We start from the raw sequence: 26677 nt of genomic DNA on the forward strand, positions 1-26677 counted from the left end.
CAGCGCCACCGCCGCCGCTTGCTTAGCGGCGCAATGCGTAAGGCGCGGGGTCCATGTCCGGCGTCTGGCCGGTGATCAGGCTGGCAAGCAGCTTGCCGGTCACCGGGCCCAACGTGAAGCCATGATGCGCGTGGCCGAAGGCCATCCACAACCCCTTATGCGCAGGCGCGGGGCCGATCACCGGCCTCATGTCGGGCATGCAAGGCCGGCAACCCATCCACGGTTCCTGCTCCACCGCCGCGCCCAGGGGCAGCAATTGCCCAGCCAATACCCGCGTACGCTGGATCTGGATGGGCGACGGCGGCGCATCCCGATGCGCAAACTCGGCCCCCGTGGTCAGTCGCACGCCCCGCGTCATCGGCGTCACCACAAAACCGCTGTCGATGTCCGCCACCGGATGCGACAAGGTCGCGCCCGCGTCCAGCGCAAAGTGCTGGTGATAGCCGCGCTTGACCGCCATGGGAATGCGGTAGCCCAACGGCCGCAGGATATCCAGCGACCACGGGCCCATCGCCACCACTACATCGCGCGCCTCGATCCGGCCGCCGTCGGCCTGCACCTGCCAACGCCCGGCGCCCGAGCCCTGAAGGGTGCGGGCGTCGCCGCGTACCAGTTGTCCGCCCCGTTGTTGAAACAGCGCCGCGTAGCCGCGCGTGACGGCGCCGGGATCCGACACGTTGACGGGGTCCAGCCAATGCACGGCACCCACCGCCCGCGCCGACAGGGACGGCTCCAGCGCCGTCAAGGCCTGCCGGTCCAACACCCGGTAATTCAGCGCATACGGCGCCAGCGCCTCGGCGTCGGCGATTGCCTGCGCCAGGCCGGCTTCGGTGCGCGCGGCGTCAATCCAGCCATTGCGGCGAAACAGCGGCGCCAGATTCGCATCGTCTTTCAGCGCGTCGTGCTCGGCCACGCTGCGCTCGATCAGCGGCAGCATCGCCTCGGCCGCACGCGCCAGCCGCGTTGGCGACGAATGCCACCAATAACGCAGCAGCCATGGCGCAATGCGCGGCAGAAAGCGCACGTGGTAGCTGACGTCGGGCGTGTTGTTGCGGGCATAGCGCCACAGGCTGCGCCAATCCCGGGGAAAGGCGTACGGAATCACGCTGGCCCGTTCGATCAGGCCCGCGTTGCCATAGCTGGTTTCTTCGCCAGGCCCCTTTCGGTCCAGCAGCACCACCGAACGGCCGCGCGCCAAGAGATGCAGGGCCGTACTGACGCCGACTATGCCCGCGCCCAGAACCACAACGTCTGTTTTCATGCGCCGAATTCTGCGCTTGCGCCCCATGTTCGGCAAGCGACGCGCATCGTAGAATCGCGCTCGTCGGCCCCTCATCAAATTCCCGCTGCTTCGGCAAACATCTGAAACAATTGGTATCATGCACGTCGGCATGGCCGCGTTGACCGTACGCGCCAGCCTCTTCAGATTGCCGGACGCCGTTGTCCGGGCCGCCACTTTCAAGTCAGGTATGGACAGCTCTCCCCTTATTCCCGCCGCCCTTTCCGTATCGCGCCACAGCGTATTCATCTACACCGAAGAACAGCGCGGCAACCAGCTGGTTGAATCCCCGGTCATCGGCATGCTGTCCGATATTTCCGGCTCCGAAAAACTGCTGGTGGTGCAAGACCCGCACAGCGGCTTGAAGTTCATCTACCGTGTGGATCACGAAAGCAGCAATCTGGATGCCGCCGCCATTACGGAACACGAGCCCGCGGCGTTCGACGGCAAGACCTCGGTGCAGATCAACGCCATGTCGTACCGCCTGGGCAGCGCCGAGAGCGCGATGAAATTGCTGCGGGGCAAAACGCAATGGATCCAGGACAAGGGATCGGTGTTGTCGGTGTTGCTGCAAAATGCGGCCGCCCGCAAGACCCGTTTCGCCTCGGCGCGCATCGAGCGTGACCGCATGCGCAAGGTGCCGGCGGGCGTGCCGATCGAATACCTGCCTACATAAATCGGATGGCGCCAGCCGGTCGCGCCTTATCCACAATTTCTGTGGATAAGGCAGCCGCCGATGCAAGGTGGGCGGCCTTTTGGGGGATGCGCAACGGGCTGCGCAAAGTTTGATCAGTCACGGTTTTGGCGCCGCCCGGATGGCATCCGCCACGTTTGCCGCGCCGCCGCAACGTCGTTGGTGATATTCTCCGCAGGCGCCACGATACGAAACGTATCTGGCCGGCCACGTGCCCGCGCAAGCGGACTCTTTTCCCAAAACAGATAGCCACAGCATGTCAGCAGCCACCCGCGTGCTTGCCCTTGGATCGCGTCACGTGCGTACGCCGGCGCGTACCCCGCCGTGACCATCATCGTTGTCGACGATCACGGTGACTGGCGCGACACCATCGTCGAGACCATCCAGGACCTGGGGCTGGACAAAGCCATCCTGACCGCGGGATCGCTGGCCGAACTGGACCAACTGCTGCTGACCGTCACGCCGGGCATCCTCGTGCTGGACGCCATGCTGCCCGACGGCGACGCCTTCACCCGCATTGCGCATCTGCGGACCTGCTATCCGTCGATGGGCATCATCATGCTGACCGGCCGCCTGCTCAGCGAAGACAAGGTTTCCGGCCTGAGCCTGGGCGCCGACCATTACCTGACCAAGCCCGTCAACCTGGCCGAACTGGGCGCCACCCTGGTGTCGTTGTCGCGGCGGCTGCGCGTGGTGCCCGCGACAGGCATGCACGATGCCGAATCCGATGCGTGGCGTTTTGATCCCTCGCGCCGCACGCTGGTTTCGCCCGAGCGCGTCTGCGTGGACATCACCGACACCGAATGCCGCTTGATCGGCGCGCTGATCCAGGCCGCCCCGCTGCCGCTATCACGCGGCCGGCTGGTTGAAGCGCTGGGCGCCAGCGTCGACGCCTACGACACCCACAGGCTGGACGCCCACATGCATCGCCTGCGCCGCAAACTGCGCGCGCTGGCGGGCGGCGACATGGGCATCCGCACCGTGTACGGCGTAGGCTATGTCTGCACCACGCCCGTGCAGGTCGTGGGCAATTCCAAACCCTGAGCCGATCCTTCCCGATTTCATGACTTCTGCCATCCGCCCCCGCCGCTCCGTCCTCTACATGCCCGGCGCCAACGCGCGTGCGCTGGACAAGGCCCGCAGCCTGGACGCCGACGCGTTGATTCTTGACCTGGAAGACGCCGTCGCGCCCGATGCCAAGGCCCAGGCGCGCGTGCAAGTGGCCGCGGCGCTGACCGCGGGCGGCTATGGCCGGCGCGAGCGCATCGTGCGCATCAACGCGCTGGACACGCCCTGGGGGCTGGACGATGTAGCAGCCATTGCGCGGGCCGGCGCTGACGCCGTGCTGCTGCCGAAGGTGCAATCCTCCGCGCAGTTGCACGCCCTGGCCGACGCGCTGGATGCCGCCGGCGCGCCGCCGGATCTGCCGCTGTGGGCCATGGCCGAGACGCCGCTGGGTTTTCTGCGCCTGGACGCCATTGCGGGCGGCCACCCCAGGTTGCGCGCCATCGTGGTCGGTACGTCGGACCTGGTCAAGGACCTGCACGCGCGCCATACCCCGAGCCGCGAAGAAACATTGCTGGCGCGGTCGATGGCCGTCATGGCCGCGCGGGCCCACGGCCTGGCGGTGCTGGACGGCGTGCATCTGGACTTACACGACGACGCCGGTTACGCCGCCACCTGCCGCCAGGGGCGCGACCAGGGGTTCGACGGCAAGACGCTGATTCATCCCAAGCAGATCGCGGCCGCCAACGCGGCGTTTGCACCGACCGACGATGAAGTGGCGCTTGCCCGCAAGCGCCTGGACGCGTGGCGCGCCGCCCAGGCCCAAGGCTTGGGCGTGGCCGTGGTGGACGGGGCGCTGGTTGAAAACCTGCATGCGCAAGAGGCCGAGCGCGTCTTGGCTTTGGCTGCCGCCATCGCGGGCGCATAGCCCGCTTCTGACGACCCAAAGCCAGCACGCGGGCAATATGCTGCTGTTTTGCCGCAACAATCAGAGCAAAACACGTCTGAATCCTGCCAGGATCCCGCTCGAATCCTGCTCACGGCACAGCGCCGGCTGCGCCAAGGCGCGCGGCCCGGTACAATAGCGCCCACGATTGGACGACGCCCCTACCCTGGGGCGTGTCTTTTTTCTATTCGCGCCCGCTGTCCTGCCGCTGTTTGGTTATTGTCTTGCCGATGTTTTGTCGCTGCCTTTGGCCGCGGCGCCGGCCACCCAGGCATTTGCGCGCGAACTCGCCCGGTTCCCTTTTTTGCGCCGCCCCTTGTGGCGGGAGCCACGCCGCGCGCTTGCCGCGCCCCCCCCTGCCCCAAGATTCATGATCCGCTTCCAACAAGTTTCACTCATGCGCGGCGTCAAGCCCTTGCTCGACAAGGTCGACCTGCTCTTGAACCCCGGCGACAAGATCGGCCTGATCGGCGCCAACGGCGCCGGCAAGTCCAGCCTGTTCGGCCTTTTGCGCGGCACGCTGCACGCGGACCAGGGCGACCTGGACTACCCGTCCAGCTGGCGCATGGCCTACGTGGCGCAGGAAACCCCCGCGCTGGACCGCCCCGCCATCGAATACGCGATTGACGGCGACGTCACCTTGCGCAAGCTGGAAGCCGAACTTGCCGTCTTGGAAGCCGAACCGGAAAGCGCCGAAAACGGCCTGCGCATGGGCGACATCTACGCCGCGCTGGCCGACGCCGATGCCTACACCGTGCACTCGCGCGCCGAACAACTGCTGACCGGACTGGGCTTCACGCAAGAACAGATGCACCTGCCGCTGACCAGTTTTTCCGGCGGCTGGCGCATGCGCCTGAACCTGGCGCAAGCGCTGATGTGCCCGTCCGACCTGCTGCTCCTGGACGAGCCCACCAACCACTTGGACCTGGACGCCATCATCTGGCTGGAAGACTGGCTCAAACGCTATGCCGGCACGCTGATCGTCATCTCGCACGATCGCGACTTCCTGGACGGCGTGGTCAACGTCATCGTCCATATCGACGAACGCAAACTGCGCCGCTACTCCGGCAACTATTCGTCGTTTGAACGCCAGCGCGCCGCGCAACTGGAGCTGGCGCAAGGCATGATGGAAAAGCAGATGCGCCAACGCTCGCACCTGCAATCCTTTATCGACCGCTTCAAGGCCCAGGCCAGCAAGGCGCGCCAGGCGCAAAGCCGCATCAAGGCGCTGGCCCGCATGGAAGAGATGGCGCCCCTGCGTGCCGCCGCCGAATTCTCGTTCGAATTCCGCGAGCCGCTGCGCGCGCCCAACCCCTTGCTGACCATGGACAAGGTCAGCGCGGGCTACCGCGTGGAATGCGAAGACACGCAGGCCGTGTCCGACAAGATCATCGTGTCCGGCATCAACTTTTCGCTGCAAGCCGGGCAACGCATCGGCTTGCTGGGCATCAACGGCGCGGGCAAGTCCACGTTCATCAAGACCATCGCCGGCGACCTCACCACGTTGGCCGGCGACACGCAATTCAACAAGGGCCTGTCCATCGGCTACTTTGCCCAGCACCAGGTCGAAATGCTGCGCCACGACGAATCGCCGCTGTGGCACATGACGAAGCTGGCGCCCACGGTGCGCGAACAGGAACTGCGCAACTTCCTGGGCAGCTTCAACTTCAACGGCAACATGGCCACCAGCTCGATCGCGCCGTTCTCCGGCGGTGAAAAGGCGCGCCTGGCGTTGGCGCTGATCGTCTGGCAGCGCCCCAACCTCTTGCTGCTTGACGAGCCCACCAACCACCTGGATCTGGAAACGCGTGAAGCGCTGACTACCGCGCTGGCGCAATTCGAAGGCACCTTGATGCTCGTGTCCCACGACCGCCACCTGCTGCGCGCCACCACCGATGAGTTCATCATCGTGGCCGACGGCGCCGTGCGTCCGTTTGATGGCGACCTGGACGACTACAAGGACTGGCTCTACAAAACCAAACTGGCCGCCAAAGCCGCCTGATCGCGATACAATCCCGCGAATTGCCCGCACGCGTCCTTGATGCGTCGTTTGCGAGGCGGCCTTCAACCACGTCCCGCTGTCCGCGGGACGCGTTTTTTCAGCGCTCGTAGATGACGATCAAAGACCAACTATTTCTCGCCAGCCAGTATCTTGCGCCCCATCACCTGGTGTCGCGCTTCTTCGGATACGCCTCAGACTGCCGGGAACCCGCGGTCAAGAACTGGATGATTTCGCGCTTTGTCCGCAAGTATGGCGTCGACATGCGCGAAGCGCTGCAAGAAGACCCGTTGGCCTACGACTGCTTCAATGACTTCTTCACGCGCGCGCTGAAAGACGACGCTCGCCCGCTGGACGACGAACCCGGTTCCGTGCTCTGTCCGGCCGACGGCGCGATCAGCCAGTTGGGCGCCATCGAGCAAGGCCGCATTTTCCAGGCCAAGGGCCACAGCTACGGCCTGGTTGACCTGCTAGGCGGCGACGTTGAGCGTGCCGCGCCGTTTCAAGGTGGCGAATTTGCCACGGTCTACCTGTCGCCCAAGGACTATCACCGCGTGCACATGCCGGTGGCCGGCACGCTGCGCGAAATGATCCATGTGCCGGGCCGCTTGTTCTCGGTCAACCCTCTGACGGCGCGCAACGTGCCGCGCCTGTTCGCGCGCAACGAACGCGTGGTCTGCATCTTTGATACCGAGCATGGTCCGATGGCGCTGGTGCTGGTGGGTGCGATGATCGTTGCGTCGATCGAAACCGTGTGGGCCGGCCTGGTCACGCCCTATAAGCGCCGCGTGAAAGCGGTGCGCTATGACGCCGCCGCGCGCGCGCCGATTCATCTGGAAAAAGGTGCGGAAATGGGCCGGTTCAAGCTGGGGTCCACCGCCATCGTATTATTCGGCCCGGACCAGATCCGGTGGGCCGACACGCCGTCGGTGCTGGGCCCGGTGCGCATGGGCGAACTGCTGGCCCTGCCCAAGCATCGTTGAATGCGCTGACCCTGGCTGGGTCATTCATTAAAAGCGAATAAGTTCGTCGCCTTTTATTCGCTTTTCGCAGTCATGCTGCGTCGGTAGATTACGGACTTTCCCAGGTCCAGTCTTTCTTCCGACGCCCTACTGCCATGACGACATCCACGCTGACCACGCCTCCTGCCGACACCTCGGCGGGCAACGCAGCCATGACCTCGGCCGCTCCGCCCGCCCCATCGGCGGCGACTGCCGCACAGCCGCTGCCGCGCGCGCTGGCCCGAATGCTGTCGTTGGACGATTTTGAAGCCGCTGCGCGCCGACGCCTGCCCCGCCCCATCTTCGGCTACGTGGCGGGCGCGGCGGAAGACAATCAATCCCTGCAAGACAACCGACGCGCGTTCGCGCAATACGGTTTTGCGCCGCGTGTGTTGGTCGACGTGTCCAAGCGCACGCAGCGCACCGAGTTGTTCGGACGCAGCTACGACTCGCCTTTCGGCATTGCGCCGATGGGCATCAGCGCGCTGTCGGCCTATCGCGGCGACGTGGTGCTGGCCCGCGCCGCGAGCGACGCCGGCATTCCGGCCATTCTCAGCGGCACCTCGCTGATCTCCTTGGAAGAGGTCATCCAGCAAGCGCCGGGCACCTGGTTCCAGGCCTATCTGCCGGGCGATCCGGCCAAGATCGACGCGCTGGTCGAACGCGCCCGGCGCGCCGGCTACGAGACCTTGGTGCTGACTGTGGATATTCCGGTGTCCGCGAACCGAGAAAACAATGTCCGTACCGGTTTCTCTACGCCGCTCAAGCCCAGCTTGCGATTGGCGTGGGACGGCCTGACCCGACCGCGCTGGCTGGCGGGCACGTTCCTGCGCACGCTGATGGCGCACGGCATGCCGCACTTTGAAAACTCGTTCGCCACGCGCGGCGCGCCCATCGTATCCGCGTCGGTGTTGCGCGACTTCACCGCGCGCGATCACCTCAGCTGGCAGCACGTGGCCCGCATCCGGCGGCAATGGCCGGGCACCTTGATCATCAAGGGCATCCTGCATCCGCAAGATGCGGCGCTGGCCCGGCAGCATGGCGTGGACGGCGTGATCGTGTCCAACCATGGCGGACGCCAACTGGATGGCGCGATCTCGCCGCTGCGCGCGCTGCCCGGCGTGGTGGACGCGGCGGGTGACATGACCGTGATGATGGATAGCGGCGTGCGGCGCGGCGGCGATGTGCTCAAGGCCCTGGCGCTGGGCGCGCGCTTCGTGTTCGTGGGCAGGCCGTTCAACTACGCGGCGGCGGTGGGTGGCCAGGCCGGTGTCGCCCACGCCATCAATCTTTTGCGCGCCGAAGTGGACCGCAACATGGCAATGCTGGGCATCAATAGCGTGCACGAGATGAACGCGGGCTTGCTGTGGCGCGACGCAACGGCTGCCGGCGCGTCCTAAGCCCACGGCCCGGCATAGAATGGCGTTTCCCTTGCCCGCCCCGCGCCCGCCGTGTCCCTACGCCAATCCTCGTTCTTCCTGCGCTTTTTGACCCTGGGCGCCCTGGCCCATGTCTATGTGGGCGCGCGCCTGATTCCCGACGCGCAACTGTCCGCCGCCGGCGCCGCCGCCGCCATCATCGGCTTGCTGCTGTCGTGCATCCTGATTCCGTTGGGCATGCTGGCCCGCTCTTCCATCAACCCGCCCTGGGGCGACCGCATTGCATGGGTCGGCCTCTTGGCGATGGGGCTGTTTTCGTCCCTGTTCGTGCTGACCGTCATTCGCGACGCGGCATTGCTGGTGACCTGGGGTGTGGCGTGGCTGGCTAATACCGACCTGCCGTGGGCCGACGTGCGGCGCTACAGTGCGTGGGCGGTGGCCGGGCTGGCATTGGCGGGCACGCTCGTCGGCTTCTACAACGCGCGCAGCCGGGCGCGGGTGGTCGATGTGGACGTCCCCATCGACGGCCTGCCGCAAGACCTGGACGGGTTCACCATCGTGCAGATCAGCGATGTCCACGTCGGGCCCACCATCAAGAAACGCTATGTGCAAGCCATCGTGGACGGCGTCAACGAACTGCTGCCGGACATGGTCGCCATCACCGGCGATGTGGTGGACGGCAGCGTCGAGCATCTGTCCGATCAGGCCAGCCCGCTAGGAACCTTGCGCGCCCCCTACGGCGTATACCTGGTGACCGGAAACCATGAATATTATTCAGGCGCCACGGCCTGGATTGCCGAATTCCGGCGCATGGGACTGCGGGTGTTGTTGAACGAGCATGCTGTTATTCACCCCTCGGGCCTGCCCGTGGTGGTGGCCGGCGTGACGGATTACAGCGCCGGTGCGTTCGATCCGCAGCAGCGCAGCAACCCCAAAGCCGCGCTGGCAGGCGCGCCGCCCGATGCCTGCGCCCGCATCTTGTTGGCGCATCAACCGCGCAGCGCCGCCGCCGCGCAACCGCTGGGCTATCACTTGCAGTTGTCGGGCCACACCCATGGCGGCCAGTTCTTTCCGTGGGGGTTTTTCGTGCGCTTTCAGCAGCCCTACACGGCGGGCCTGCATCGCCTGGGCAAGATGTGGGTGTACACCAGCCGGGGCACGGGATACTGGGGCCCGCCCAAGCGGCTGGGCGCGCCGTCCGAAATCACGCGGCTACGGCTGCGGGTGGCGCGGCCGGCGTAGTGAGCCTCGGCCGTCAGGTTCGGCCGTCAGCTTAGGCCGTCACGTTTGCCCGTCACGTTTGCCCGTCACGTTTGGCCGCTCCGTTCCGCCGTCACGTTCCGCCGTCACGTTCCGCCGTCCCGTTCTGCCGTCCCGTCCCGCCTTCACGTTCTGCCAGCGCGCGCGGTCCCCCCCCCCTGCACGCCGCCCTCTCCCGGTGCTTCCTAGTCCGCCACTTCCGCCGCGTTGTCGGGCAGCGGCCCGCGTTCCAGATAGCTGGTCAGCGCGATATCGCTGGTGGTGTTGGTGATGCCGTCTATCTGATGGATGCGCGCCAGCAGTAATTCCAGCGCCTGCGTGTCGCGCACCCGCACTTTCAACAGCATGGCGCTCTTGCCGGTGATGGTGTGGATCTCTTCCACCTCGGTCAGTTCGGCCAGGCCCAGCACCTGCTGCGTAATGCTCCAGTTGGCGGTGTCCACATGCACGAAAGCCAGCAATGGTCGGCCAATACGCGCGCCGTCCAGGCGGGCCGCAATGCCTTTGATCAGCCCGTCGCGCTTCAAGCGCTTGACGCGTTCATGCACGGCCGGGGCGGAAAGGTTCAATAACTTGCCCAGTTCGGCGTAACTGGGGGTAGCGTCGCCAGCCAGCAGCGTTAATAGTTTTCTGTCGCGATCGTCTAGGTCTGGCATCGGAATCAAGTTCTGCCTTACGGCATTCGAACTTTTATGGAATAAGGAGTTATCGGCGTAAACCCTTATTTTATTCCAATAAAATTCGGCGCATGCAAAATCCTGGCAAACAAACTTCGAAGCAGGCTTCGCCCGTACCCGCCCTGATGTTCGCCGTCAGCGTGGTCGGGTCTAACGGCCTGGCGCTCAGTCCGATACTGACCGATGTGGCGCAGTCCTTTTCAACTTCGGCGTTAACCATCAGCACCGCCATTTCGGCCTACGGCGCAGCCACCGCCGCCAGCGCCTTCTTCCTGGCGGGTCGCATCGACCGCATCGGCATCCGCCGTTCGCTGCTGGGCGCAATGCTGGTGCTGATTGCCGCCCTGCTGCTTTCCGCCACGGCGCCGCACTGGCTGGTGCTGACCGCCGCGCAAGCCTTGGCCGGCGCCGCCGCCGGGGTGATTCTGCCCGCCGCCTACGGGTCGGCGTCGCTGGTGGCGCCCGCGGGCCAAGAGGCGCGCACCTTGGGCCGCGTGATCGCGGGGTGGTCGGTGTCGCTGGTGGCGGGCGTGCCCTTGTCCGCGCTGATCTCGGATGCCGTCGGCTGGCGCGCCACCTATGGCACGTTGGCGCTGTGCGCCACGATTGCGCTGCTTGGCCTGCGCAAGCTGCCCGAGCGTCGCGTGCACAACGCCGCGCCGCTACGCTTGTCGCGGCTGCTGGCGCCGCTGTCCTATCGCGATGTGCCGGTGCTGTTGTTGGCCTGCCTGGCGTTCTCGTCCGCGTTCTATGGCGTGTACGCGTTTCTGGCCGACCACGTCCGGGCCTTGCTGGCGCTGTCGGCCGGTCAGGTCGGCTTCATTGCCTTCGCCTATGGCGCGGGCTTTATGCTGGCGGGTTTTGCCGGCGCGCCGCTGATCGAAAGGTTGGGACCGCGCCGCGCGTTGCCGCTGGCCCTGGCCACGATTGCCTTGGTGTATCTGGTGTTGCTGCCCGCCGCTCACGCGTTGGCGGCGGTGTTGGCGCTTGCCGTGCTGTGGGGCGCGGCCTCGCAGATCAGCCTGAACCTGCTGGTGTTGCTGCTGTCTCGCGCCCGGCCGGACGAGCGCGGCGCCGTGCTGGGCTTGAACACCTGCACCACCTACCTGGGCGCCAGCGTGGGGACGGCGGTGGCCGGCACGCTGTACACGCATATGGGCTTTGAAGCGCTGGGCCTGTGCGCAGCGGCCGCCGTGGGCGTGGCAGCGCTGGGTTTGCACTGGCGCCTGAACGGGCGGCGCGCAGGTCGGCGCGAGGCTGCGGCGTAGGCGGCGTACGGGCTGCCACGCGGTCTGCGACACAAGGGGCCACACGAGCCACACCAGCCACACAAGCCACACAAGCGGCCCCCGGGCAGCCGCGCAGGCCACCTTTTACCAGGGGAAGCTGATCAGGTCGCCGTAAAGACGCTTCAGGGTCGTTTTGACCTCGGGCGAGTTCTGGTAGATCGAAATGAATTTCAACAGGCGCGGGTCCTGCGCCTTGTCGGGCGTGGTCACCCAGCGGATCGCGTAGCGGCGGATGCTGGCCGGGTCCGTATTGTCGAACGCCAGCCCGTCCTTTTCGTTCAGCCCGGCCTGCTTGGCAAACGTGGTGTACGTCACCGAGGCCGTCACGTCGTCAAAGGTGCGGGCCGACTGCGAGCCTTCAATCTGCACGAACTTCAAGCGCTTGGGGTTGGCCACCACGTCTTGCAACGTGGCCTGGTGCGCCACGCCCGGGGTCAGCTTGATCAGCCCGATCGACTCCAGCAGCAATAAGGCGCGGCCGGTATTGACGGGGTCGTTGGGCACGGCAATGGTGGCGCCGTCGGGCACCGTGTCGCCCTTTTTCAGCTTCTTCGAGAACAGGCCGATGGTGGTCGAATAGCCATAGGCAATCGGCGTCAGGTTGGCGCCCCGGCGCTGGTTGAACAGTTGCAGGAATGGCTCGTGCTGAAAGAAGTTTGCATCCACCGAGCCGTCGGCCACGGCAATGTTGGGCAACACCCAGTCGTTGAATTCCACCAGCTTCACGTCCAGGCCTTCTTTCTTGGCCTGGGCGATGGCAATTTCAGTGGCTTCGTTAGCCACGCTGGGAATGACGCCGATGCGCAAGGGCTTTTCCTGGGCGGCGGCGGTGGCGCACAGCACCACGGACAAAGCCGCCACGGTAGCGCCGCGCGTCAACGTTGAAAGCAAGGAATGCAAAAGCATGAGAGCCATCCAGAAGTCATGAAGAATCGGCCGGCGTGATCGGTATCGACGTGACGGCGCAGGCGCTATTGTGCAGCAGCCGGCCAAGGCGCGCGTTACTATCCGCCCATGATGAACCCCACCGGAGTCCACCACTTGCACACCCCCGCCAGCTTGCCCACCCAAATCACCCTGATCGGCGCTCCTACCGACATCGGCGCGGGCGCACGCGGCGCGTCGATGGGCCCCGAGGCCCTGCGGGTTGCCAACCTGGGCCCCGTCATCGAAGCACAGGGGTTTGAAGTGATCGATCGCGGCAACCTTTACGGCCCGGCCAACCCGTGGCTGCCTCCGGAAAACGGCTATCGGCATCTGGAGGAAGTGGCGGCCTGGAACCAGGTGGTACACGATGCCGTCTATGCCGAACTGACGCTGAACCGCCTGCCGATTTTGCTGGGCGGCGATCACTGCTTAGGCATCGGGTCCATCAGCGCCGTGGCGCGCCATTGCCGCGAGTCCGGCAAAAAGCTGCGCGTTTTATGGCTGGATGCGCACGCGGATTTCAACACACACGCGCTGACGCCCACAGGCAATATCCACGGCATGCCGGTGGCCTGCCTGTGTGGGTACGGACCGGCGCAGATCACGGGCATGTCCGGTCAGACGCCCGATATCGAAGCCGGCTGGGTCCGCCAGATCGGCATACGCAGCGTGGACCAGGGCGAGAAGCGCCTGGTGCACGAAGCCGGCCTGGAAGTGTTCGACATGCGCTATCTGGACGAAATGGGCATGCGCGCCACCATGGAAACCGCCCTGGCCGGGCTGGATGCCGACACCCATCTGCACGTGAGCTTTGACGTCGATTTTCTTGACCCCGACATCGCGCCCGGCGTGGGCACAACGGTGCCCGGCGGCCCCACCTACCGCGAAGCGCAGCTGTGCATGGAAATGATTGCCGACACCGGCCTGATGCGCTCGCTGGACGTGGTGGAGCTGAACCCCGCGCTGGACGTGCGCAACAAGACGGCCGAAGTCGCGGTGGACTTGATCGAAAGCCTATTCGGCAAATCGACGTTGATGCGCCGGGGCAGCTGAGGCTCGCCGCCTGACGCATCCCTGCTGGTGCGCCGCTGCTGCTGCCCCGATGCTGGTGCGCCCGCTGCCGACAGCGCGGATGTACACCCCGCTGCTAACTTTCCCCTACCCCGCCCGCGCGCGCCTGATGGCGTCGGCCGCGTCCGTCAGATAGGCCAGGTTCTGATCCCGCCGTTCCCACACGCGCGGGGTCGGGCCGGCCATGCACAGCGCGTACCATTCCCCGCCCAGATCCAGCGCCACGGCAAGGCCCGTCAAGTCGGCCACGCTTTCACCCACGTTGGCCGCCCAACCGCGCGTCTGCACTTGCAGAATGTCTGCCAGCAAGGCGTCGCGCGTGGTCAATGTGCGTTCCGTGTGGCTGGCGTAGCTGACGCTGGCCAAGACGCTGTCGCGCTCGGCGGGCGGCAGGCGCGCCAGCACCGCCTTGGCCACCGCGCTGGTGTGCAGCGGCCGGCGCTCGCCGGGGCGCGCTGCGTAATGCACCGGTTGCGTGGATTCCACCACGTCCAGGAACACCACGGCGCCATCCTGGATCTTGCCCAGCATGACCGTCTCATTGGCCGCGTCGCGCAATGCCAGCAGATGCGGCCGGACCTGTTCCAGCCAGGGGTCACCCGCCTGTATCAGCGCGCTCAACGCTTGCAGCCGCGCCGTGGGGTAATAGCCGCCGCGCCGCCGCACTTCGTACAGATAGCCGCGCGCCACCAAGGTGCGCACAAGCGCCAGACAACTGGACATGGGCGCGCCCAGCCCTTGCGCCAATTCGGTTAGCGGCATGGGCCGCCGCGCCTGCGCAAAAAGCTCGATCAAGTCCAGCGTGCGGGCTACAAGTTTCACTTCCATGGTGGCGACCCCTGTGCGGATTTACCGTCGCAAAAAGTGCAAATCTGCTAGGTATTCCACTATGTTGACTTTTCATATGGGCGAACCTAAATTCTTGCACAGGAATTATCTTTCACCAATAGGAATTCCTTTTCAGCCGGCCAAGTGGTGGCTGCCCGTCAGCGGTACCGCGTCAACACCAAAAAATTCAAACCATACGGCCCGGCAAAGGGTCGGGGAGACAGACAGATGCGTATCAAACCCCTGTTGGCGGCCCTGGCCGCCACGATGGCCGCGTGCGCGGCCCATGCCCAGTCGGATGTCGTGCGCCTTGGCGTGTCCAATGACCGTTCGGGCATTTACTCGGACCTGGGCGGGCTGGGTTCCGAAATGGCCGTGCGGATGGCGGTCGAGGATTTCAACGGCAAGGTCGCCGGCAAGACCGTCGAAGTCGTGGGTGCGGACAATCAGAACAAGGCCGATGTGGCCTCGGCACTGGTGCGGCGCTGGTTTGACACCCAGGGCCTGGTTGCCGTGGTGGACGGCGGCGCCAGCTCGGCCGGCTTGGCGGCCCAGGGCGTGGCTCGCGAAAAAGGCGGCACGGCGCTGATCAGCGGCGGGTTTGCCGGAGACTTCAGCGGCAAGCAATGCAGCAACCTCAGCACGCAATGGGCGCCAGACACCTACGCGCTTGCCAACGCCGTGGTCAAAAGCGTGGTCGAAGGCGGCGGCAAGTCCTGGTACTTCATCACCACCGACTACGTATTCGGCAAGTCCCTGGAAAGCAACGCCAGCCGCTTCGTGCAGGACGCGGGCGGCAAGGTGATCGGCAGTACGCGTCACCCGCTGGGGGCCATGGATTTTGCATCGTTCCTGGTGCAGGCGCAGGCATCGAAGGCGGACGTCGTGGGGCTGGCCAGCGCGGGCGGCGACCTGGTCAACCTGATCAAGCAGGCGCAGGAATTTGGGCTGACAGGCGGCAAGCAGCGCCTGCTGACGTTCCTGACCTTCATCAACGACGTGCAGGCCATGGGCTTGCCGGTAGCGCAAGGGCTGACCTTTCCCACCGGCTTTTATTGGGACGCCGACGACGACACCCGCGCCTGGACACAGCGCTGGCAGAAAAAGATGGGCGTGACGCGCCCGCCTTCCATCGTGCAGGCGCTGAGCTACGTGGCCACCACCCACTATTTGCAGGCCGCCCAGGCGGCGGGCACTTTCGAAGGCGCCGCGGTCAACAAGAAGATGCGCGAATTGCCCATCACCACCAAGCTCATCAAGAACGCCCGCATCCGCCCCGAAGACGGGCGCGTCATCATGGACCTGTATCTGGTCGAAGTGAAAAAGCCCGCCGAATCCAAGTACCCCGGCGACTTCTACCGCATCCTGTCCACCGTGCCGGGCGACAAGGTATTCGTATCGCTGGCCGACAGCGAATGCCCCCTGGTAAAAAAGTGAATATCGTTCCCCTGCGGCCGGGTGTAGTCTGCTGGCTATAAAAAACCACGAAGGAGACCTTTCCATGAAGTGCTATTGCGTTGTGAACTTTCGCGAACCCTTGCAGGAAATGGACGCACCCACGCCGACCCCGCAAGGCACGCAGGTGCTGTTGAAGGTTCGCGCCGCGGGGGTGTGCCACAGCGATATCCACTTGTGGGAAGGCGGCTACGACCTGGGCCAGGGGCGCACCCTGGCGCTGAAAGATCGCGGCGTGTCGCTGCCGCTGACCATGGGCCATGAAACCGTGGGTAGCGTGGCGGCCGCCGGACCCGACGCGCAGGGCCTGTCCAGCGACAAGAATTACCTGGTGTACCCGTGGATCGGCTGCGGACAATGCGCACCGTGCCAGGCGGGCATGGAAAACCATTGCAGCGCGCCGGCCTGCCTGGGCGTGCATCGCGCCGGCGGCTACGCCGACCACATCCTGGTGCCGCACCCCAAATACCTGATCGACATCGGCGACCTGGAACCGGCACAGATCGCCCCCTATGCCTGCTCGGGCCTGACCACTTATTCCGCGCTGAAGAAAATCGGCGCGGACGTATACCGCGAGCACCCCGTGGTGATCTTCGGCGCGGGCGGCCTGGGCTTGATGAGCCTGACACTGATCAAGGCCCTGGGCGGCGCCGGCGCCATCGTGGTCGATATCGACCCGGCCAAGCGCCAGGCAGCCCTGGACGCCGGCGCGCTGGCCGCCATTGATGGCGCCGCGCCCGACGCCGCGCAGCAAATCATCAAGGCCGCCGGCGGCAAGCCGGTGCAGGCCGCTATCGATTTGGTTGGCGCGCCCGCCACAACGTCGCTGGCGTTCGACTTCCTGACCAAGGGGGGCAAACTGATCATCGTGGGCCTGTTCGGCGGCGCGTCGTCGTGGCCCATCGCGCTGATTCCAATGAAGGCCATGTCCATCATCGGCAGCTACGTCGGCAACCTGGCCGAATTGCAAGAGCTGATGGAACTGGTGCGCGCGGGCAAGGTGCCGCCGATGCCGGTGCACCGCCACGCCTTGGCAGAGGCCGACAGCGTGCTGGCCGCGCTGCGGGCCGGCAAGGTGGTCGGCCGCGCGGTGTTGACCAACGATTGACGGGCTGGCCGCGCCATGAAAAAGGGAGCCCCGGGGCTCCCTTTTTTTGCGGCTAGGCACCGTTCACGCCGCTTTCAGGCGTGGGTCATAAACGAAACGTTCGCGACGCACCACTACGATGTTCTCGGCGTCCGGGTGCGCCGGGTTGATCAGCAGATTGCAGTCGGGCACCCCGCGATACGGCACGATCGCGCTGGGCAGCTCCAGCACTGCGGACACGCCGGACGCGACCCAGTTGTCGCCCACCGTCTGCGAGGCCTCGGCAAACGGCACCGCTTCCCAGAACGGATAGTTGCGCTGCAACTGGTCCACCGTGAGCACCTGGCGCGCATCATGCACGGCGCGTGGCACCGCCACTTCAATCAGGTAACGGTTGGCCTGCTCGGATGCGCGCGCGGCAAAATGCACCACGGTTTCCAGCACCGCCAGCGCCACGCTGGCCGACGTGTACACCACCGCCGTGCCGGGGCTGTTGTAGCGCCCGCCCACCGCTGCCGCCCCCGCGCCGCTCAGGTCGTCAGCGCGGTATTTTCCCGCCGTGGTGCCAATGCGCCACAGCGAAATGAAGTCGCTCATGCGTACACGCCCGCCGCCGCCCGGGCCAGGGTGTCCTCCACGATCCGGCTGCTGGCGTCGGACGTCAGCAGCGACAAGGGCTTGACGTTGCCCAGCGCGGGCACCGGCGTGTTCAGCCATTGCACCGCTTCTTCATCGCTGCCCAGCACCTGTCGCGCCACACGCGCCACCCGGGCCACGCGCGCCAGGCGGTCGGATTCCCCCAACGGCAGCATCTGCCCTTCGCGGGTCCAACGCGACAGCGACGCCGCTTTGACTTCGGTAATGGCCATGATTTCGGACTTGGGCACCTGAAGGAAATCGGCCGCGTCGTCCACCATCTGCGCAGGCAGGCCGCGCCGCACATCGCGCGCCATATCGCTCAGCGGGCTATCCACCAATTCCTGGAACAACTGCTTGGCGCGCGGCACGGCGCGGCGCGGCGGCCGGGCCGACGAGGCGTCACGCTTTTCGGCGGATTTTCCGGTAATGGACAGGGTCATGTTGCGCTCCGGTTGGCGGCTGGGCGGACAGCGGGCGCCGCTCAAAGTCAAACAGGGATGTTCCAAACAGAATTTATAATATCTCATTTGGAATTCGTGTCGCAAGGGCCAAATGCGCCGCTGTTCTGCCGGGCATGCACCGTATTTGGGCATATCATAGGCGGCGTTACACACGAACAACGATAAGGATTGGCAATGACGGACCGGCAGTTGACGATACTTGCGGCGCTTAATCTCATGGTGGCGGTGGGCGCGGGCGCGTTTGGCGCGCATGGTCTGAAGCGGATGCTGACGCCCGAGCTGCTGTCCGTCTGGCAGACCGGTGTGCTGTATCACCTGGTGCATGCGCTGGGCTTGTTCGCTATCGCGCTGCTGGGCCCACGCTTTGGGTCGCCGCTGCTATCTGCTGCGGGGTTGGTGATGTTCGTGGGCATCGTGCTGTTTTCGGGCAGCCTCTACACGCTGTCGCTGACGGGCATCCATTGGCTGGGGGCCGTCACGCCGCTGGGCGGCACCGCGTTCCTGGCCGCATGGGCCATGGTGGCTTTGGCCGCCTATCGCGCCCAGGGCTGAACACGCCAAGCCATTTCGCTGCGCGCCCGGGTTTATCGCGTTTTTAAGCGGCGCGGTTTTCTACCCCCGGTTTTTACCCGTTTTTCTCTAACGGCGGCAGGAAGCGCCGCCTTTGCAGGTTTCCGATGTCTTCCTCGACTGTATTGCCCGCCGCCCGGGAACACTCCGCCTTTGCAGGCATCGCCTGCGTGGTGGGCGGCATCTTCTTTCTTACCCTCAGCGACGCCAACGCCAAATGGCTGGGCGCCCACTACAACCCGCTTCAGATCCTGTTCCTGCGCGCCCTGATCGCGCTGCCCTTCGTCACCGCGCTGGCCTTGTGGCTGGGTGGGCGCCGTGTCATGCGCACCGCGCATCCCGGCTTGCATCTGCTGCGCGGCGCAATCAACGTCGTGTCGGCCTGTTGCTTCTATCTGGGCTTGCGCGCACTGCCCCTGGCCGAAGCCACCGCCATCGCATTTGCCGCGCCCTTGTTCGTGACGGCGCTGTCCGTGCTGATCCTGAAAGAGCGCGTCGACGGCAAGCGCTGGCTGGCGGTGCTGGCCGGCTTCGTGGGCGTGCTGATCGTGGTTCGCCCGGGCTCGGATGCCTTTCAGGCGGCCACGCTTTATCCGCTGACCACGGCCTTGCTATACGCCGTCATGATGATTACCGCGCGCGGCATCAGCCGCGCCGAAGGCATGTTGACAACCACGTTCTATATCGTGCTTGGGCAATTGATCTGTAGCGCGGTGGGCTTGCCGTGGGTGTGGCAGACGCCGGCCGCTGAACACCTGCCCTACTTCGGCGGCATCGCGCTTTTCAGCACATTGGGGCTGGCATTGATCACGCAGGGTTTCCGGATCGGCCCGGCATCGGTCGTTGCGCCGTTCGACTACACCGGTCTGATCTGGGCCACGATCCTGGGGTGGATCTTCTGGCGCGAAGCCCCCGACGCCTACGCTTATCTGGGCGCGCTGATCATCGCCGGCAGCGGCGTGTACATCGCCGTGCGCGAAGCCCGCGCCAAGGGCCGGCGGCGCGGCAAGGCCTGATAGGCCCGGCGCCGCGCGTCTCTTCAAGATTCGGCGGCCCCACCCGGCGACCAACCCAGCGATGCGACGCGCTATTCGGTCGGCGCCGGGAAATGCCGCCGCAGCACCCGCGCCACATTGGGTTCCTGCGCGGCTTGTCGCGCCACGGACGTCAACGCCGGGCATTCGGCCTGAAACCATGCCTGCCCCGGCCGCCAGTGCGTCATGACCGTCACATACAGGTCCAGCGCCGAGAAGCGCCGCCCCAGCATATGCGGCGCACCGGCCTGCTGCTCCAGCTCTTTCCACAACTCGGCGCGCCGCGTATGGATGCGTTCCCGCAGCAGATCCGCCCCGGCGCCTTCGCCCGCCCATTGCGCGGGAATGTCGCCATAGGTGAACGTCGGGTATACCGCGGCGACCAGCCGCAACAGCAGATTCAGGAAATGCGCTCGCTCGGGCTTGTCGGCGGCCGGCACCAGGCCCGCTTGCGGCGCCACATCGTGCAGATGCAGGATCATCGCGGCGCTTTCCGTCATGACCTCGCCTTCGGGCGTGATCAGCGTAGGCACCTGTCCCAGCGGGTTCAGGGCAAGCAAGCGGTCGCGTTCGGGGCCGGGCTTCAGGTACGGCACGTCCGTCAGCCTGTGCGGCACATTGGCCAGCACCAGCGCCATTTCCACAATGGCCGACCCGCAGCCGGCTGACCCGATCAATTCGTACGTCTTCATCGCTTACCCTCCTGATTGCGCTGGCGCTATCCGCAGCAGTTGCCCCGGCGATGCGTCCGTCAACACATACACATAACCGTCCGGCCCTTGCCGCACGTCACGTATGCGGCTCTTGCGATCCACCAGCAGCCATTCCTGGCCCACGACGCGGTTGCCGTCCAGCGTCAGGCGGATCAAATTCTGATTGCCCAGCGCGCCGATAAAGACGGAATGCTTCCAGGCCGGAAAGCGGTCGGCGTTGTAGAACGCCATGCCGCTGATAGCGGGTGACTTGGCCCACCAGAACAGCGGCGGCTCGGTGCCCGGCGCGGTCTCGCCCTTGGCCTCGGGGATGGGCTGGCCCGAATAGTTGATGCCGTAAGTCGCCAGCGGCCAGCCATAGTTCTTGCCCGGCTGCACCACATTGATTTCATCGCCGCCGCGCGGGCCGTGTTCGTTTTCCCAAAGCTCGCCGGTCCAGGGATTCATCGCCATGCCCTGCGGGTTGCGATGCCCATACGACCAGATTTCCGGCCGCGCACCGGTCTTGCCCACGAAGGGGTTGTCGTCGGGCACCGAACCATCCAGCTTCAGGCGCACGATCTTGCCTTGCAGCTTGTCCAGGTCCTGCGCCGTGGGGCGCTGGTTGTTCTCGCCCAGCGAGATGAACAGGTGGCCTTTGCCGTCAAACACCAGGCGCGACCCAAAATGCAGACCCGAGGATAGCTTGGGCGCCTGCCGGAACAGCACTTTGAAGTCTTCCAGCGCGGTCGCATCGTCGGATAGCCGGCCACGGCCGACGGCGGTGCCGCTTTTATCACCGTCGGACTCGGCATACGACAAGTACACGTAGCGATCCTTAGCGAAGTCGGGCGACAGCGCCACGTCCAGCAAACCACCCTGCCCGCGCGCCGCCACGTTGGGCACGCCCGCCAGCGGCTTGGACAACCCGCCCGGCGTGCGCAACAGACGCAGATTGCCGGGTCGTTCGGTGATCAGCACACCGCCGCCATCGGGCAGGAAAGCCAATGCCCAAGGATGATCCAGCCCACCGACAACCGCCGTCACGTTCGCCGGCACCGACGGTGGCTCCTGCGCGGCGCGAGCCGGCGTTGCGGCCCAGATGGCGCCGGTCAGTATCAACGTGGAGAAAGCAAAACGGGGAATCGCGCGCGAGCTTGCGGCGGTGCGTGACTGCATGGACATCTCCGGCGGCAACGAGTGGGAATGCGGGCGCGGGTGGCATGACAAGTTGGCGCCAAGCGCGCCGGGGGTGGCGTACCATAGCGCCCAAGGACGGGGGCCCGCCCGTTCTTTCGTTCAGGAGACCCGATCACATGAAACTTTACTACATGCCCGGCGCGTGTTCGCTCGCTTCCCATATTGTTCTGGAGTGGGTGGGCAAGCCCTATGAAACGCATCAATTGAGCCGCGAAGCGCTCAAGGGGCCCGACTTTCTGAAGGTGAATCCGCTTGGCGCCGTGCCCGCATTGAGCGACGGTGACTGGACCCTTACGCAGAACGTAGCCATCCTGGAATACATCGCCGAGCAGGCCCCGCAGGCCAAGTTGCTGGGCGACGGCAGCGCGCGCTCGCGCGCCGATGTCCGCCGTTGGCTGGGCTTCATCAATTCCGACATCCACAAGACCTTCTCGATGATCTTTGGCGCGTCTCGCTTCTTGGGCGATGAAGCCGCGCAGAAAGAGCTGGCGAGTTCGGCGTCCAAGCTGCTGACCAAGCTGTTCGCGCAGCTGGACGCACAATTGGCCGGCAAGCCGTATCTGGCGGGCGACGCGCCTTCCATCGCCGATGCCTATCTGTACGTGGTGCTGCGCTGGGCGCGCGCCAAGGAAATCGACCTGGCCGGCCAGGACAATCTGGCGGCGTTTGAAAAGCGCATGGAAGCCGACAAGGGCGTCCAGGCCGCATTGAAGGCCGAAGGGCTGGCGTAATCCCAAGTCCGCGGTCTTGCGTCCGGCGTCCTGCGTACCGCGCCCTGCGAGCCCCGCACCGCGCCGGAAACACTCCGCGCTTGCTCTGAACCCGCCGACAACGGACGCATTCACTGCGTGTCGGCGGCGCTTTCCAGCTCCAGCGTCTTTTTCACCGCCGCCAAAAACCTGCGCGCCAGCAGCGGCGGCGCGCTCAGGTTCGAATGCGTGGCCCAGATTTCAACGCTGGCCTCGGGTGCGATCGGCCGCAGCACCATGTGCGCGGACTGCTCCGGCGATACGCACCACGCGTCCACCAGCGCCGGCCCCAACCCCTGCTGTACGAACGAACACGCCGTCACCGGCGAATGCACTTCTATGGCGGCGGCATGGCGTGGCCCTGCGCCAAAAAAAGTGACCAGCGCACGGCCCAGCGGCGTGTCGCGCGGATAGCCGATCCACGCGGCGGATGAAAAATCCTCGGGATGCACCACGTTGTGGCTGGCCAGCGGATGCGCGGCGGGCATCACGCACACCACGGGAACACGCGCCAGCCGGACCGACGTCAAATTGGGATGATCGGGCGGCTGCATGGAAATGCCGATGTCCGCCTGGCCCGACAAAAAGTACGCCGCCAGTTCGTCGAACGTCACGCTGCGGTAGTCCACCCGGGCGTCCGCATTCCGGCCGCGAAAGCGCTCAAGCGCCATCGGAATCAGCCGCTGCCCAAAGCTGGCGCTGGCCACGATCTTCAACATGCCAGCGCCGGATTGGCCCAGGCTGGCGGCAAGGTCGTTCACGCGCTGGATGCCGCCATACACCTGCTCTACTTCCGCATACAGCCGGCGCGCTTCAGCCGTGGGCGACAGGCGGCTTTTGACGCGTTCAAACAAGCGATAGCCCAGCCGGCTTTCCGTCAGCGCCAGCACGCGGCTGACGGCCGGCTGCGACACATGCAGCATGCGGCCCGCGCCGCTGATCGAGCCGGCCATCATGATCGCCCGGAAGACCTCGATCTGACGCAGGTTCAACGGCCGTCCCGCGCTGGGTCCGACCTCGTCCGCATAGCCGTCCGCATCCATTTTTTCTTCCCCTTATCGATAACGGCGGATTATAGGATTGCCACATTTTTCGATGATGCAGCGCCGCAACGCGGGTGTAATCTGCGCCCGTCACCACAACAAAACAAGGGGAATACCACCATGCATCGTCAATTTATCCGCAGCCTGTCCGCGCTGGCCGTCAGCGCCACACTGGTGGCCACCGCATCGGCCGCCAACGGCTATCCCGACAAGCCCATCACGTTCGTCGTGCCGTCCGCCGCCGGCGGTTCGCCCGATGTGCTGTCGCGCCTGATCACCACCCAGATCGCCAAGGACACCGGCGCCACGATGGTGATCGAAAACCGTCCTGGCGCGGCCGGCAACATCGGCATTGCGCTGGTCAAGCGCGCCGCCCCGGACGGCTACACGGTGGGCTACGGCAACATCAACACGCTGGCGGTTAACCGCTCGCTGTTCAAGCGCCTGCCCTACGACGTCGACCAGGACCTGACGCCGGTCGCGCATATGTTCGACCTGTACAACGCGCTGATCGTGCCAGCCGAATCGCCCGTCAAAAGCGTGCAAGACCTGATCGACCGCGCGCGCAAGGAACCGGGCCGCTTGTCGTATGGCGCGTCGGGCGTGGGCACCACCGGCCACATGGGCGGCGAACTGTTCAAGAGCATGGCCAAGCTGGACGTCATGTTCATCCCGTACAACGGCGGCCCCGCCGCCATTCAGGACTTGCTGGGCGGTCGCCTGGACTACCTGTTCGTCAACACGTCCGAAGCCGCACCGCTGGTCAAGAGCGGCAAGGTGCGAGCCATCGGCGTCAGCAGCCTGAAGCGCCTGGCGCTGATGCCTGATGTGCCCACGCTGGACGAATCCGGCCTGAAGGGCTATGAAACGGTGGCCTGGGGCGGCGTGGTCGCGCCCAAGGGCACGCCGGCCGACGTCGTTACCAAGCTGAACGCCGCCATCCAGAAAGCCCTGGCCGCACCCGACGTGCGCACCGGCCTGGCCACGCTGGGCGCCGAACCGGCCACGGGCTCGCCGGAAGAGTTCAAGCAGTTGATCGACCGTGAAACCGCCAAGTGGCAGAAGATCATCGACACTGCCGGCATCGAGAAACTGGACTAAGCCTTCATGACGCAGCACACCTTGCAGGCAGACTTCATCGTGGCCGGCGCCACGCTTATCGACGGTTCGGGCGCGCCCGCCCGCCAGGGCGACGTGGCCGTGCTGGGCAAACGCATCGTGGCCGTGGGCAGTTTTGCCCACCCTGCGGGGGTGCCGGTCATCGATGGCCGGGGCCAGGTGCTGGCGCCCGGCTTCATCGATTCCCACACCCACGATGACGGCTACCTGCTGGCGCACCCCGACATGCTGCCCAAGGTGTCGCAGGGCATCACCACGGTGGTGACCGGCAACTGCGGCATCAGCCTGGCGCCGTTGGAATGCGACAGCATTCCCCAACCGCTGGACCTGCTGGGGCCGCCCGAGCTGTTCCGCTTTGGTACGTTTCGCGCGTGGATGGACGCCTTGCGCGACACGCCCGCCGCCGTGAACGTCATTGCGCTGGTGGGCCACACCACCTTGCGCGTGGCCGTCATGGACGACACCTCGCGCCCCGCCGACGACGCTGAGCGCGCCGCCATGCGGGCGCTGCTGCAAGAAGCGCTGGACGCGGGCGCCTTCGGCGTGTCGACGGGAACGTTCTACCCGCCCGCCAGCGCCGCGCCCACCGACGAAATCATCGACGTGTGCCGGCCTTTGCTTCCCGCGCAAAACGCGGGCCGGCGCGGCCTGTACGCCACCCACCTGCGCGACGAGGCCGACCATATCGTGCCCGCCATGCAAGAGGCGCTGCTGATCGGCCGTGAACTGGACTGCCGCGTGGTCTTCTCGCACCACAAGCTGGCCGGCGAACGCAACCATGGCCGCACGCGCGAAACGCTGGACCTGATCAACCGCGCCGCCGCCATTCAGCCCGTTTGCCTGGACTGCCATCCCTACCCCGCCACGTCCACGATGCTGCGCCTGGACCGCGCGCGGCTGGCCAGCCGTACGATGATCACGTGGTCCAAAGGCTACCCCGACGCCACGGGCCGCGACTTCAGCGACGTCATGCAAGAGCTGGGCCTGGACGATGAGGCCGCCGTGGCGCGCCTGGCTCCCGCTGGCGCCATCTACTTTTTGATGGACCCAGCCGACGTCAACCGCATTTTTGCGCATCCGCTGACGATGGTCGGTTCGGACGGCCTGCCGTTCGATCCGCACCCGCACCCTCGCCAATGGGGCACCTTTACCAATGTGCTGCGCACGATGGTGCGCGAACAGCAGCTACTGTCGCTGGAAGCCGCCATCCACAAGATGACCGGTCTGGCGGCTGACCAATATGGCATCGCCGAACGCGGTCTGCTGCGCCAGGGGTATCATGCTGACCTGGTGCTGTTCGATCCTGCCACGGTAACGGATGTGGCCACTTTTTCAGCTCCCATTCAGGCAAGCCAGGGCATCCACGCGGTGTGGGTCAATGGCCGCCAGGTGTGGGATGGGGAACGGACCACCACGCAACGCCCGGGACAGGTTTTGATGCCCGGTGATGCCTTAGCCCGGAGTGTATAAAGTGAAGACGTTTTCCCAGGGATGCTACCTGGGTGTATTGGGCGGTATGGGTCCCATGGCCGGCGCGGCCTTTGCCCTACGCCTGGCGGCGCTGACGCCCGCCGCGATTGACCAGCAGCACATCCCCACGCTGCTGCGCAACGATCCCCGCATTCCCGACCGGTCCAGCGCCTACATGGCCGGCGGCGAAAGCCCCCTGCCCCATATGGTCGAAGGCGTGCGCTTTCTGGAACAGGCGGGCGCGCAACTGATCGCCATCCCCTGCAACACGGCGCATCTCTGGTACCACGACATCGCGGCCGCCACCGGCGTACCGGTGCTGCACATCATCCAGGCCGTCATTGACGACCTGCGCCGCCTGGGCTTGCCGGGCGGGCGTATCGGCCTGATGGGCACGGCTGCTACGTTGAAGCTGGGCTTGTACCAGAAGCACCTGCTGGCGCAAGGCTACGAGTGCATCGTGCCGGATGACGACGAGGTCGAACGCTATTGCATGGGTTCGATTCGCGCCGTCAAAGGCAACCGCCTGGAAGACGCGTTCGCGCCCGCCGCGGAATGCATTGCCCGCCTGAAAGCGCGCGGCACCGACGCCGTGGTGCTGGGGTGCACTGAACTGCCGCTGGCCGTGCCGCACGCGCTGCGCGCCAGTCTGGGCGTGACGCTGACGGACTCCATCGACGCCTTGGCGCGCGCCGCCATCGCGCACTACGAAGCGGATCTGGCCAAGCAGCTGATCGCGGCCTGACCGAAACGGGCGGAAAAAAAGCGCATCTTTCGATGCGCCCGAATTTCCCTTCGCGGGG

26 protein-coding genes are annotated in these 26677 nt (G+C 65.6%); 17 read left to right on the plus strand and 9 right to left on the minus strand.

The window, feature by feature from the left end:
* Window positions 1-22: 22 nt before the first annotated feature.
* Window positions 23-1261 (minus strand): FAD-binding oxidoreductase, encoded by a 1239-nt coding sequence (locus YH64_RS08475; RefSeq protein ID WP_046806275.1) that lies wholly within the window; start codon window positions 1259-1261, stop codon window positions 23-25.
* Window positions 1262-1469: 208 nt separating this feature from the next.
* On the opposite strand from YH64_RS08475, the gene YH64_RS08480 reads away from it, so the two are divergent.
* From YH64_RS08480 to YH64_RS08510, 7 genes are all read left to right on the plus strand, one after another.
* Entirely contained in the window at window positions 1470-1955 is a 486-nt protein-coding gene (locus tag YH64_RS08480) for a hypothetical protein (protein ID WP_046806321.1), read from the plus strand.
* Window positions 1956-2297: 342 nt separating this feature from the next.
* The gene (locus YH64_RS08485) at window positions 2298-3017 is read left to right on the plus strand and encodes a response regulator transcription factor (RefSeq protein ID WP_046806276.1); all 720 of its coding nucleotides are present in this window, start codon (window positions 2298-2300) and stop codon (window positions 3015-3017) included.
* Window positions 3018-3036: 19 nt separating this feature from the next.
* Window positions 3037-3906, plus strand: a complete 870-nt coding sequence (locus YH64_RS08490; protein WP_046806277.1) for a CoA ester lyase — start codon at window positions 3037-3039, stop codon at window positions 3904-3906.
* Between the two features lie 388 nt (window positions 3907-4294).
* Complete coding sequence (locus tag YH64_RS08495) at window positions 4295-5926, plus strand: ATP-binding cassette domain-containing protein (protein ID WP_082134573.1); 1632 nt, start codon at window positions 4295-4297, stop codon at window positions 5924-5926.
* Window positions 5927-6036: 110 nt separating this feature from the next.
* Window positions 6037-6906, plus strand: coding sequence for an archaetidylserine decarboxylase (gene asd, locus YH64_RS08500; protein ID WP_046806279.1), 870 nt, complete (start codon window positions 6037-6039; stop codon window positions 6904-6906).
* 263 nt (window positions 6907-7169) lie between these two features.
* A complete protein-coding gene (locus tag YH64_RS08505) occupies window positions 7170-8324 on the plus strand; it encodes an alpha-hydroxy acid oxidase (protein ID WP_370512730.1) in 1155 nt (384 codons plus the stop codon).
* Window positions 8325-8375: 51 nt separating this feature from the next.
* The gene (locus tag YH64_RS08510; RefSeq protein WP_046806280.1) at window positions 8376-9545 is read left to right on the plus strand and encodes a metallophosphoesterase; all 1170 of its coding nucleotides are present in this window, start codon (window positions 8376-8378) and stop codon (window positions 9543-9545) included.
* Window positions 9546-9748: 203 nt separating this feature from the next.
* On the opposite strand, the gene YH64_RS08515 is transcribed toward YH64_RS08510, so the two are convergent.
* Window positions 9749-10219 carry an Lrp/AsnC family transcriptional regulator gene (locus YH64_RS08515; RefSeq protein WP_046806281.1) on the minus strand — a complete coding sequence of 157 codons (471 nt, stop codon included), beginning with the start codon at window positions 10217-10219 and terminating at the stop codon, window positions 9749-9751.
* 92 nt (window positions 10220-10311) lie between these two features.
* Here YH64_RS08515 and YH64_RS08520 point away from each other — a divergent pair, with 92 nt between their 5' ends.
* Window positions 10312-11508: an MFS transporter gene (locus YH64_RS08520; RefSeq protein WP_255444227.1), complete on the plus strand. Its 1197-nt coding sequence runs from the start codon at window positions 10312-10314 to the stop codon at window positions 11506-11508.
* Window positions 11509-11613: 105 nt separating this feature from the next.
* Here the strand turns inward: YH64_RS08520 and YH64_RS08525 are convergent, their stop codons facing one another.
* Window positions 11614-12435: a MetQ/NlpA family ABC transporter substrate-binding protein gene (locus YH64_RS08525; RefSeq protein ID WP_143215294.1), complete on the minus strand. Its 822-nt coding sequence runs from the start codon at window positions 12433-12435 to the stop codon at window positions 11614-11616.
* Window positions 12436-12543: 108 nt separating this feature from the next.
* Between YH64_RS08525 and rocF the strand changes: the two genes are divergently transcribed.
* Entirely contained in the window at window positions 12544-13509 is a 966-nt protein-coding gene (gene rocF / locus YH64_RS08530) for an arginase (RefSeq protein ID WP_185975346.1), read from the plus strand.
* Window positions 13510-13614: 105 nt separating this feature from the next.
* Here the strand turns inward: rocF and YH64_RS08535 are convergent, their stop codons facing one another.
* Window positions 13615-14355, minus strand: a complete 741-nt coding sequence (locus YH64_RS08535) for an IclR family transcriptional regulator (protein ID WP_046806283.1) — start codon at window positions 14353-14355, stop codon at window positions 13615-13617.
* 228 nt (window positions 14356-14583) lie between these two features.
* Between YH64_RS08535 and YH64_RS08540 the strand changes: the two genes are divergently transcribed.
* Together YH64_RS08540 and YH64_RS08545 are read left to right on the plus strand one after the other, a co-directional pair.
* A complete protein-coding gene (locus tag YH64_RS08540; protein ID WP_046806284.1) occupies window positions 14584-15792 on the plus strand; it encodes an ABC transporter substrate-binding protein in 1209 nt (402 codons plus the stop codon).
* Between the two features lie 64 nt (window positions 15793-15856).
* Window positions 15857-16918 carry an alcohol dehydrogenase gene (locus tag YH64_RS08545; protein ID WP_046806285.1) on the plus strand — a complete coding sequence of 354 codons (1062 nt, stop codon included), beginning with the start codon at window positions 15857-15859 and terminating at the stop codon, window positions 16916-16918.
* Window positions 16919-16981: 63 nt separating this feature from the next.
* On the opposite strand, the gene YH64_RS08550 is transcribed toward YH64_RS08545, so the two are convergent.
* Together YH64_RS08550 and YH64_RS08555 are read right to left on the minus strand one after the other, a co-directional pair.
* On the minus strand, window positions 16982-17494 hold the full coding sequence (locus YH64_RS08550) for an RES family NAD+ phosphorylase (protein ID WP_120155471.1): 513 nt from the start codon (window positions 17492-17494) through the stop codon (window positions 16982-16984).
* Window positions 17491-17976: an antitoxin Xre/MbcA/ParS toxin-binding domain-containing protein gene (locus YH64_RS08555; RefSeq protein ID WP_046806287.1), complete on the minus strand. Its 486-nt coding sequence runs from the start codon at window positions 17974-17976 to the stop codon at window positions 17491-17493. Before YH64_RS08555 ends, YH64_RS08550 begins: the two co-directional genes overlap by 4 nt.
* Window positions 17977-18171: 195 nt before the next feature.
* Between YH64_RS08555 and YH64_RS08560 the strand changes: the two genes are divergently transcribed.
* Both YH64_RS08560 and YH64_RS08565 read left to right on the plus strand, forming a co-directional pair.
* Window positions 18172-18549 (plus strand): DUF423 domain-containing protein, encoded by a 378-nt coding sequence (locus YH64_RS08560; protein WP_046806288.1) that lies wholly within the window; start codon window positions 18172-18174, stop codon window positions 18547-18549.
* 125 nt (window positions 18550-18674) lie between these two features.
* Window positions 18675-19583 (plus strand): DMT family transporter, encoded by a 909-nt coding sequence (locus YH64_RS08565; protein ID WP_046806289.1) that lies wholly within the window; start codon window positions 18675-18677, stop codon window positions 19581-19583.
* A gap of 71 nt (window positions 19584-19654) precedes the next feature.
* Here the strand turns inward: YH64_RS08565 and YH64_RS08570 are convergent, their stop codons facing one another.
* Window positions 19655-20293: a glutathione S-transferase family protein gene (locus YH64_RS08570; RefSeq protein ID WP_046806290.1), complete on the minus strand. Its 639-nt coding sequence runs from the start codon at window positions 20291-20293 to the stop codon at window positions 19655-19657.
* A gap of 3 nt (window positions 20294-20296) precedes the next feature.
* The gene (locus YH64_RS08575) at window positions 20297-21472 is read right to left on the minus strand and encodes a PQQ-dependent sugar dehydrogenase (RefSeq protein ID WP_046806291.1); all 1176 of its coding nucleotides are present in this window, start codon (window positions 21470-21472) and stop codon (window positions 20297-20299) included.
* Window positions 21473-21609: 137 nt separating this feature from the next.
* Between YH64_RS08575 and YH64_RS08580 the strand changes: the two genes are divergently transcribed.
* Entirely contained in the window at window positions 21610-22224 is a 615-nt protein-coding gene (locus tag YH64_RS08580; protein WP_046806292.1) for a glutathione S-transferase family protein, read from the plus strand.
* 110 nt (window positions 22225-22334) lie between these two features.
* Here the strand turns inward: YH64_RS08580 and YH64_RS08585 are convergent, their stop codons facing one another.
* Entirely contained in the window at window positions 22335-23285 is a 951-nt protein-coding gene (locus YH64_RS08585) for a LysR family transcriptional regulator (protein ID WP_046806293.1), read from the minus strand.
* Between the two features lie 120 nt (window positions 23286-23405).
* Here YH64_RS08585 and YH64_RS08590 point away from each other — a divergent pair, with 120 nt between their 5' ends.
* From YH64_RS08590 to YH64_RS08600, 3 genes are read left to right on the plus strand one after another with little or no spacing between them, the layout of a single operon-like run.
* The gene (locus tag YH64_RS08590) at window positions 23406-24386 is read left to right on the plus strand and encodes a tripartite tricarboxylate transporter substrate binding protein (RefSeq protein WP_046806294.1); all 981 of its coding nucleotides are present in this window, start codon (window positions 23406-23408) and stop codon (window positions 24384-24386) included.
* A gap of 6 nt (window positions 24387-24392) precedes the next feature.
* Window positions 24393-25874 (plus strand): amidohydrolase family protein, encoded by a 1482-nt coding sequence (locus YH64_RS08595; RefSeq protein ID WP_046806295.1) that lies wholly within the window; start codon window positions 24393-24395, stop codon window positions 25872-25874.
* Between the two features lies 1 nt (window position 25875).
* The gene (locus tag YH64_RS08600; protein WP_046806296.1) at window positions 25876-26619 is read left to right on the plus strand and encodes an aspartate/glutamate racemase family protein; all 744 of its coding nucleotides are present in this window, start codon (window positions 25876-25878) and stop codon (window positions 26617-26619) included.
* Window positions 26620-26677: the final 58 nt, after the last annotated feature.

Origin of the sequence: Achromobacter sp. LC458, from assembly GCF_001005835.2 — a bacterium.
Lineage (GTDB): Bacteria > Pseudomonadota > Gammaproteobacteria > Burkholderiales > Burkholderiaceae_B > Achromobacter > Achromobacter spanius_B.

Bases quoted from the DNA above. Each gene is read 5' to 3' on its own strand.
- rocF (WP_185975346.1), top strand. From the start codon at position 12,544: ATGATGAACCCCACCGGAGTCCACCACTTGCACACCCCCGCCAGCTTG.
- YH64_RS08480 (WP_046806321.1), top strand. From the start codon at position 1,470: ATGGACAGCTCTCCCCTTATTCCCGCCGCCCTTTCCGTATCGCGCCAC.
- YH64_RS08545 (WP_046806285.1), top strand. From the start codon at position 15,857: ATGAAGTGCTATTGCGTTGTGAACTTTCGCGAACCCTTGCAGGAAATG.
- YH64_RS08475 (WP_046806275.1), bottom strand. From the start codon at position 1,261: ATGAAAACAGACGTTGTGGTTCTGGGCGCGGGCATAGTCGGCGTCAGT.
- YH64_RS08595 (WP_046806295.1), top strand. From the start codon at position 24,393: ATGACGCAGCACACCTTGCAGGCAGACTTCATCGTGGCCGGCGCCACG.
- YH64_RS08505 (WP_370512730.1), top strand. From the start codon at position 7,170: ATGCTGTCGTTGGACGATTTTGAAGCCGCTGCGCGCCGACGCCTGCCC.
- YH64_RS08580 (WP_046806292.1), top strand. From the start codon at position 21,610: ATGAAACTTTACTACATGCCCGGCGCGTGTTCGCTCGCTTCCCATATT.
- YH64_RS08585 (WP_046806293.1), bottom strand. From the start codon at position 23,285: ATGGATGCGGACGGCTATGCGGACGAGGTCGGACCCAGCGCGGGACGG.
- YH64_RS08560 (WP_046806288.1), top strand. From the start codon at position 18,172: ATGACGGACCGGCAGTTGACGATACTTGCGGCGCTTAATCTCATGGTG.
- YH64_RS08570 (WP_046806290.1), bottom strand. From the start codon at position 20,293: ATGAAGACGTACGAATTGATCGGGTCAGCCGGCTGCGGGTCGGCCATT.
- asd (WP_046806279.1), top strand. From the start codon at position 6,037: ATGACGATCAAAGACCAACTATTTCTCGCCAGCCAGTATCTTGCGCCC.
- YH64_RS08540 (WP_046806284.1), top strand. From the start codon at position 14,584: ATGCGTATCAAACCCCTGTTGGCGGCCCTGGCCGCCACGATGGCCGCG.
- YH64_RS08590 (WP_046806294.1), top strand. From the start codon at position 23,406: ATGCATCGTCAATTTATCCGCAGCCTGTCCGCGCTGGCCGTCAGCGCC.
- YH64_RS08555 (WP_046806287.1), bottom strand. From the start codon at position 17,976: ATGACCCTGTCCATTACCGGAAAATCCGCCGAAAAGCGTGACGCCTCG.
- YH64_RS08525 (WP_143215294.1), bottom strand. From the start codon at position 12,435: ATGCTTTTGCATTCCTTGCTTTCAACGTTGACGCGCGGCGCTACCGTG.
- YH64_RS08515 (WP_046806281.1), bottom strand. From the start codon at position 10,219: ATGCCAGACCTAGACGATCGCGACAGAAAACTATTAACGCTGCTGGCT.
- YH64_RS08520 (WP_255444227.1), top strand. From the start codon at position 10,312: ATGCAAAATCCTGGCAAACAAACTTCGAAGCAGGCTTCGCCCGTACCC.
- YH64_RS08490 (WP_046806277.1), top strand. From the start codon at position 3,037: ATGACTTCTGCCATCCGCCCCCGCCGCTCCGTCCTCTACATGCCCGGC.
- YH64_RS08575 (WP_046806291.1), bottom strand. From the start codon at position 21,472: ATGCAGTCACGCACCGCCGCAAGCTCGCGCGCGATTCCCCGTTTTGCT.
- YH64_RS08535 (WP_046806283.1), bottom strand. From the start codon at position 14,355: ATGGAAGTGAAACTTGTAGCCCGCACGCTGGACTTGATCGAGCTTTTT.
- YH64_RS08550 (WP_120155471.1), bottom strand. From the start codon at position 17,494: ATGAGCGACTTCATTTCGCTGTGGCGCATTGGCACCACGGCGGGAAAA.
- YH64_RS08495 (WP_082134573.1), top strand. From the start codon at position 4,295: ATGATCCGCTTCCAACAAGTTTCACTCATGCGCGGCGTCAAGCCCTTG.
- YH64_RS08565 (WP_046806289.1), top strand. From the start codon at position 18,675: ATGTCTTCCTCGACTGTATTGCCCGCCGCCCGGGAACACTCCGCCTTT.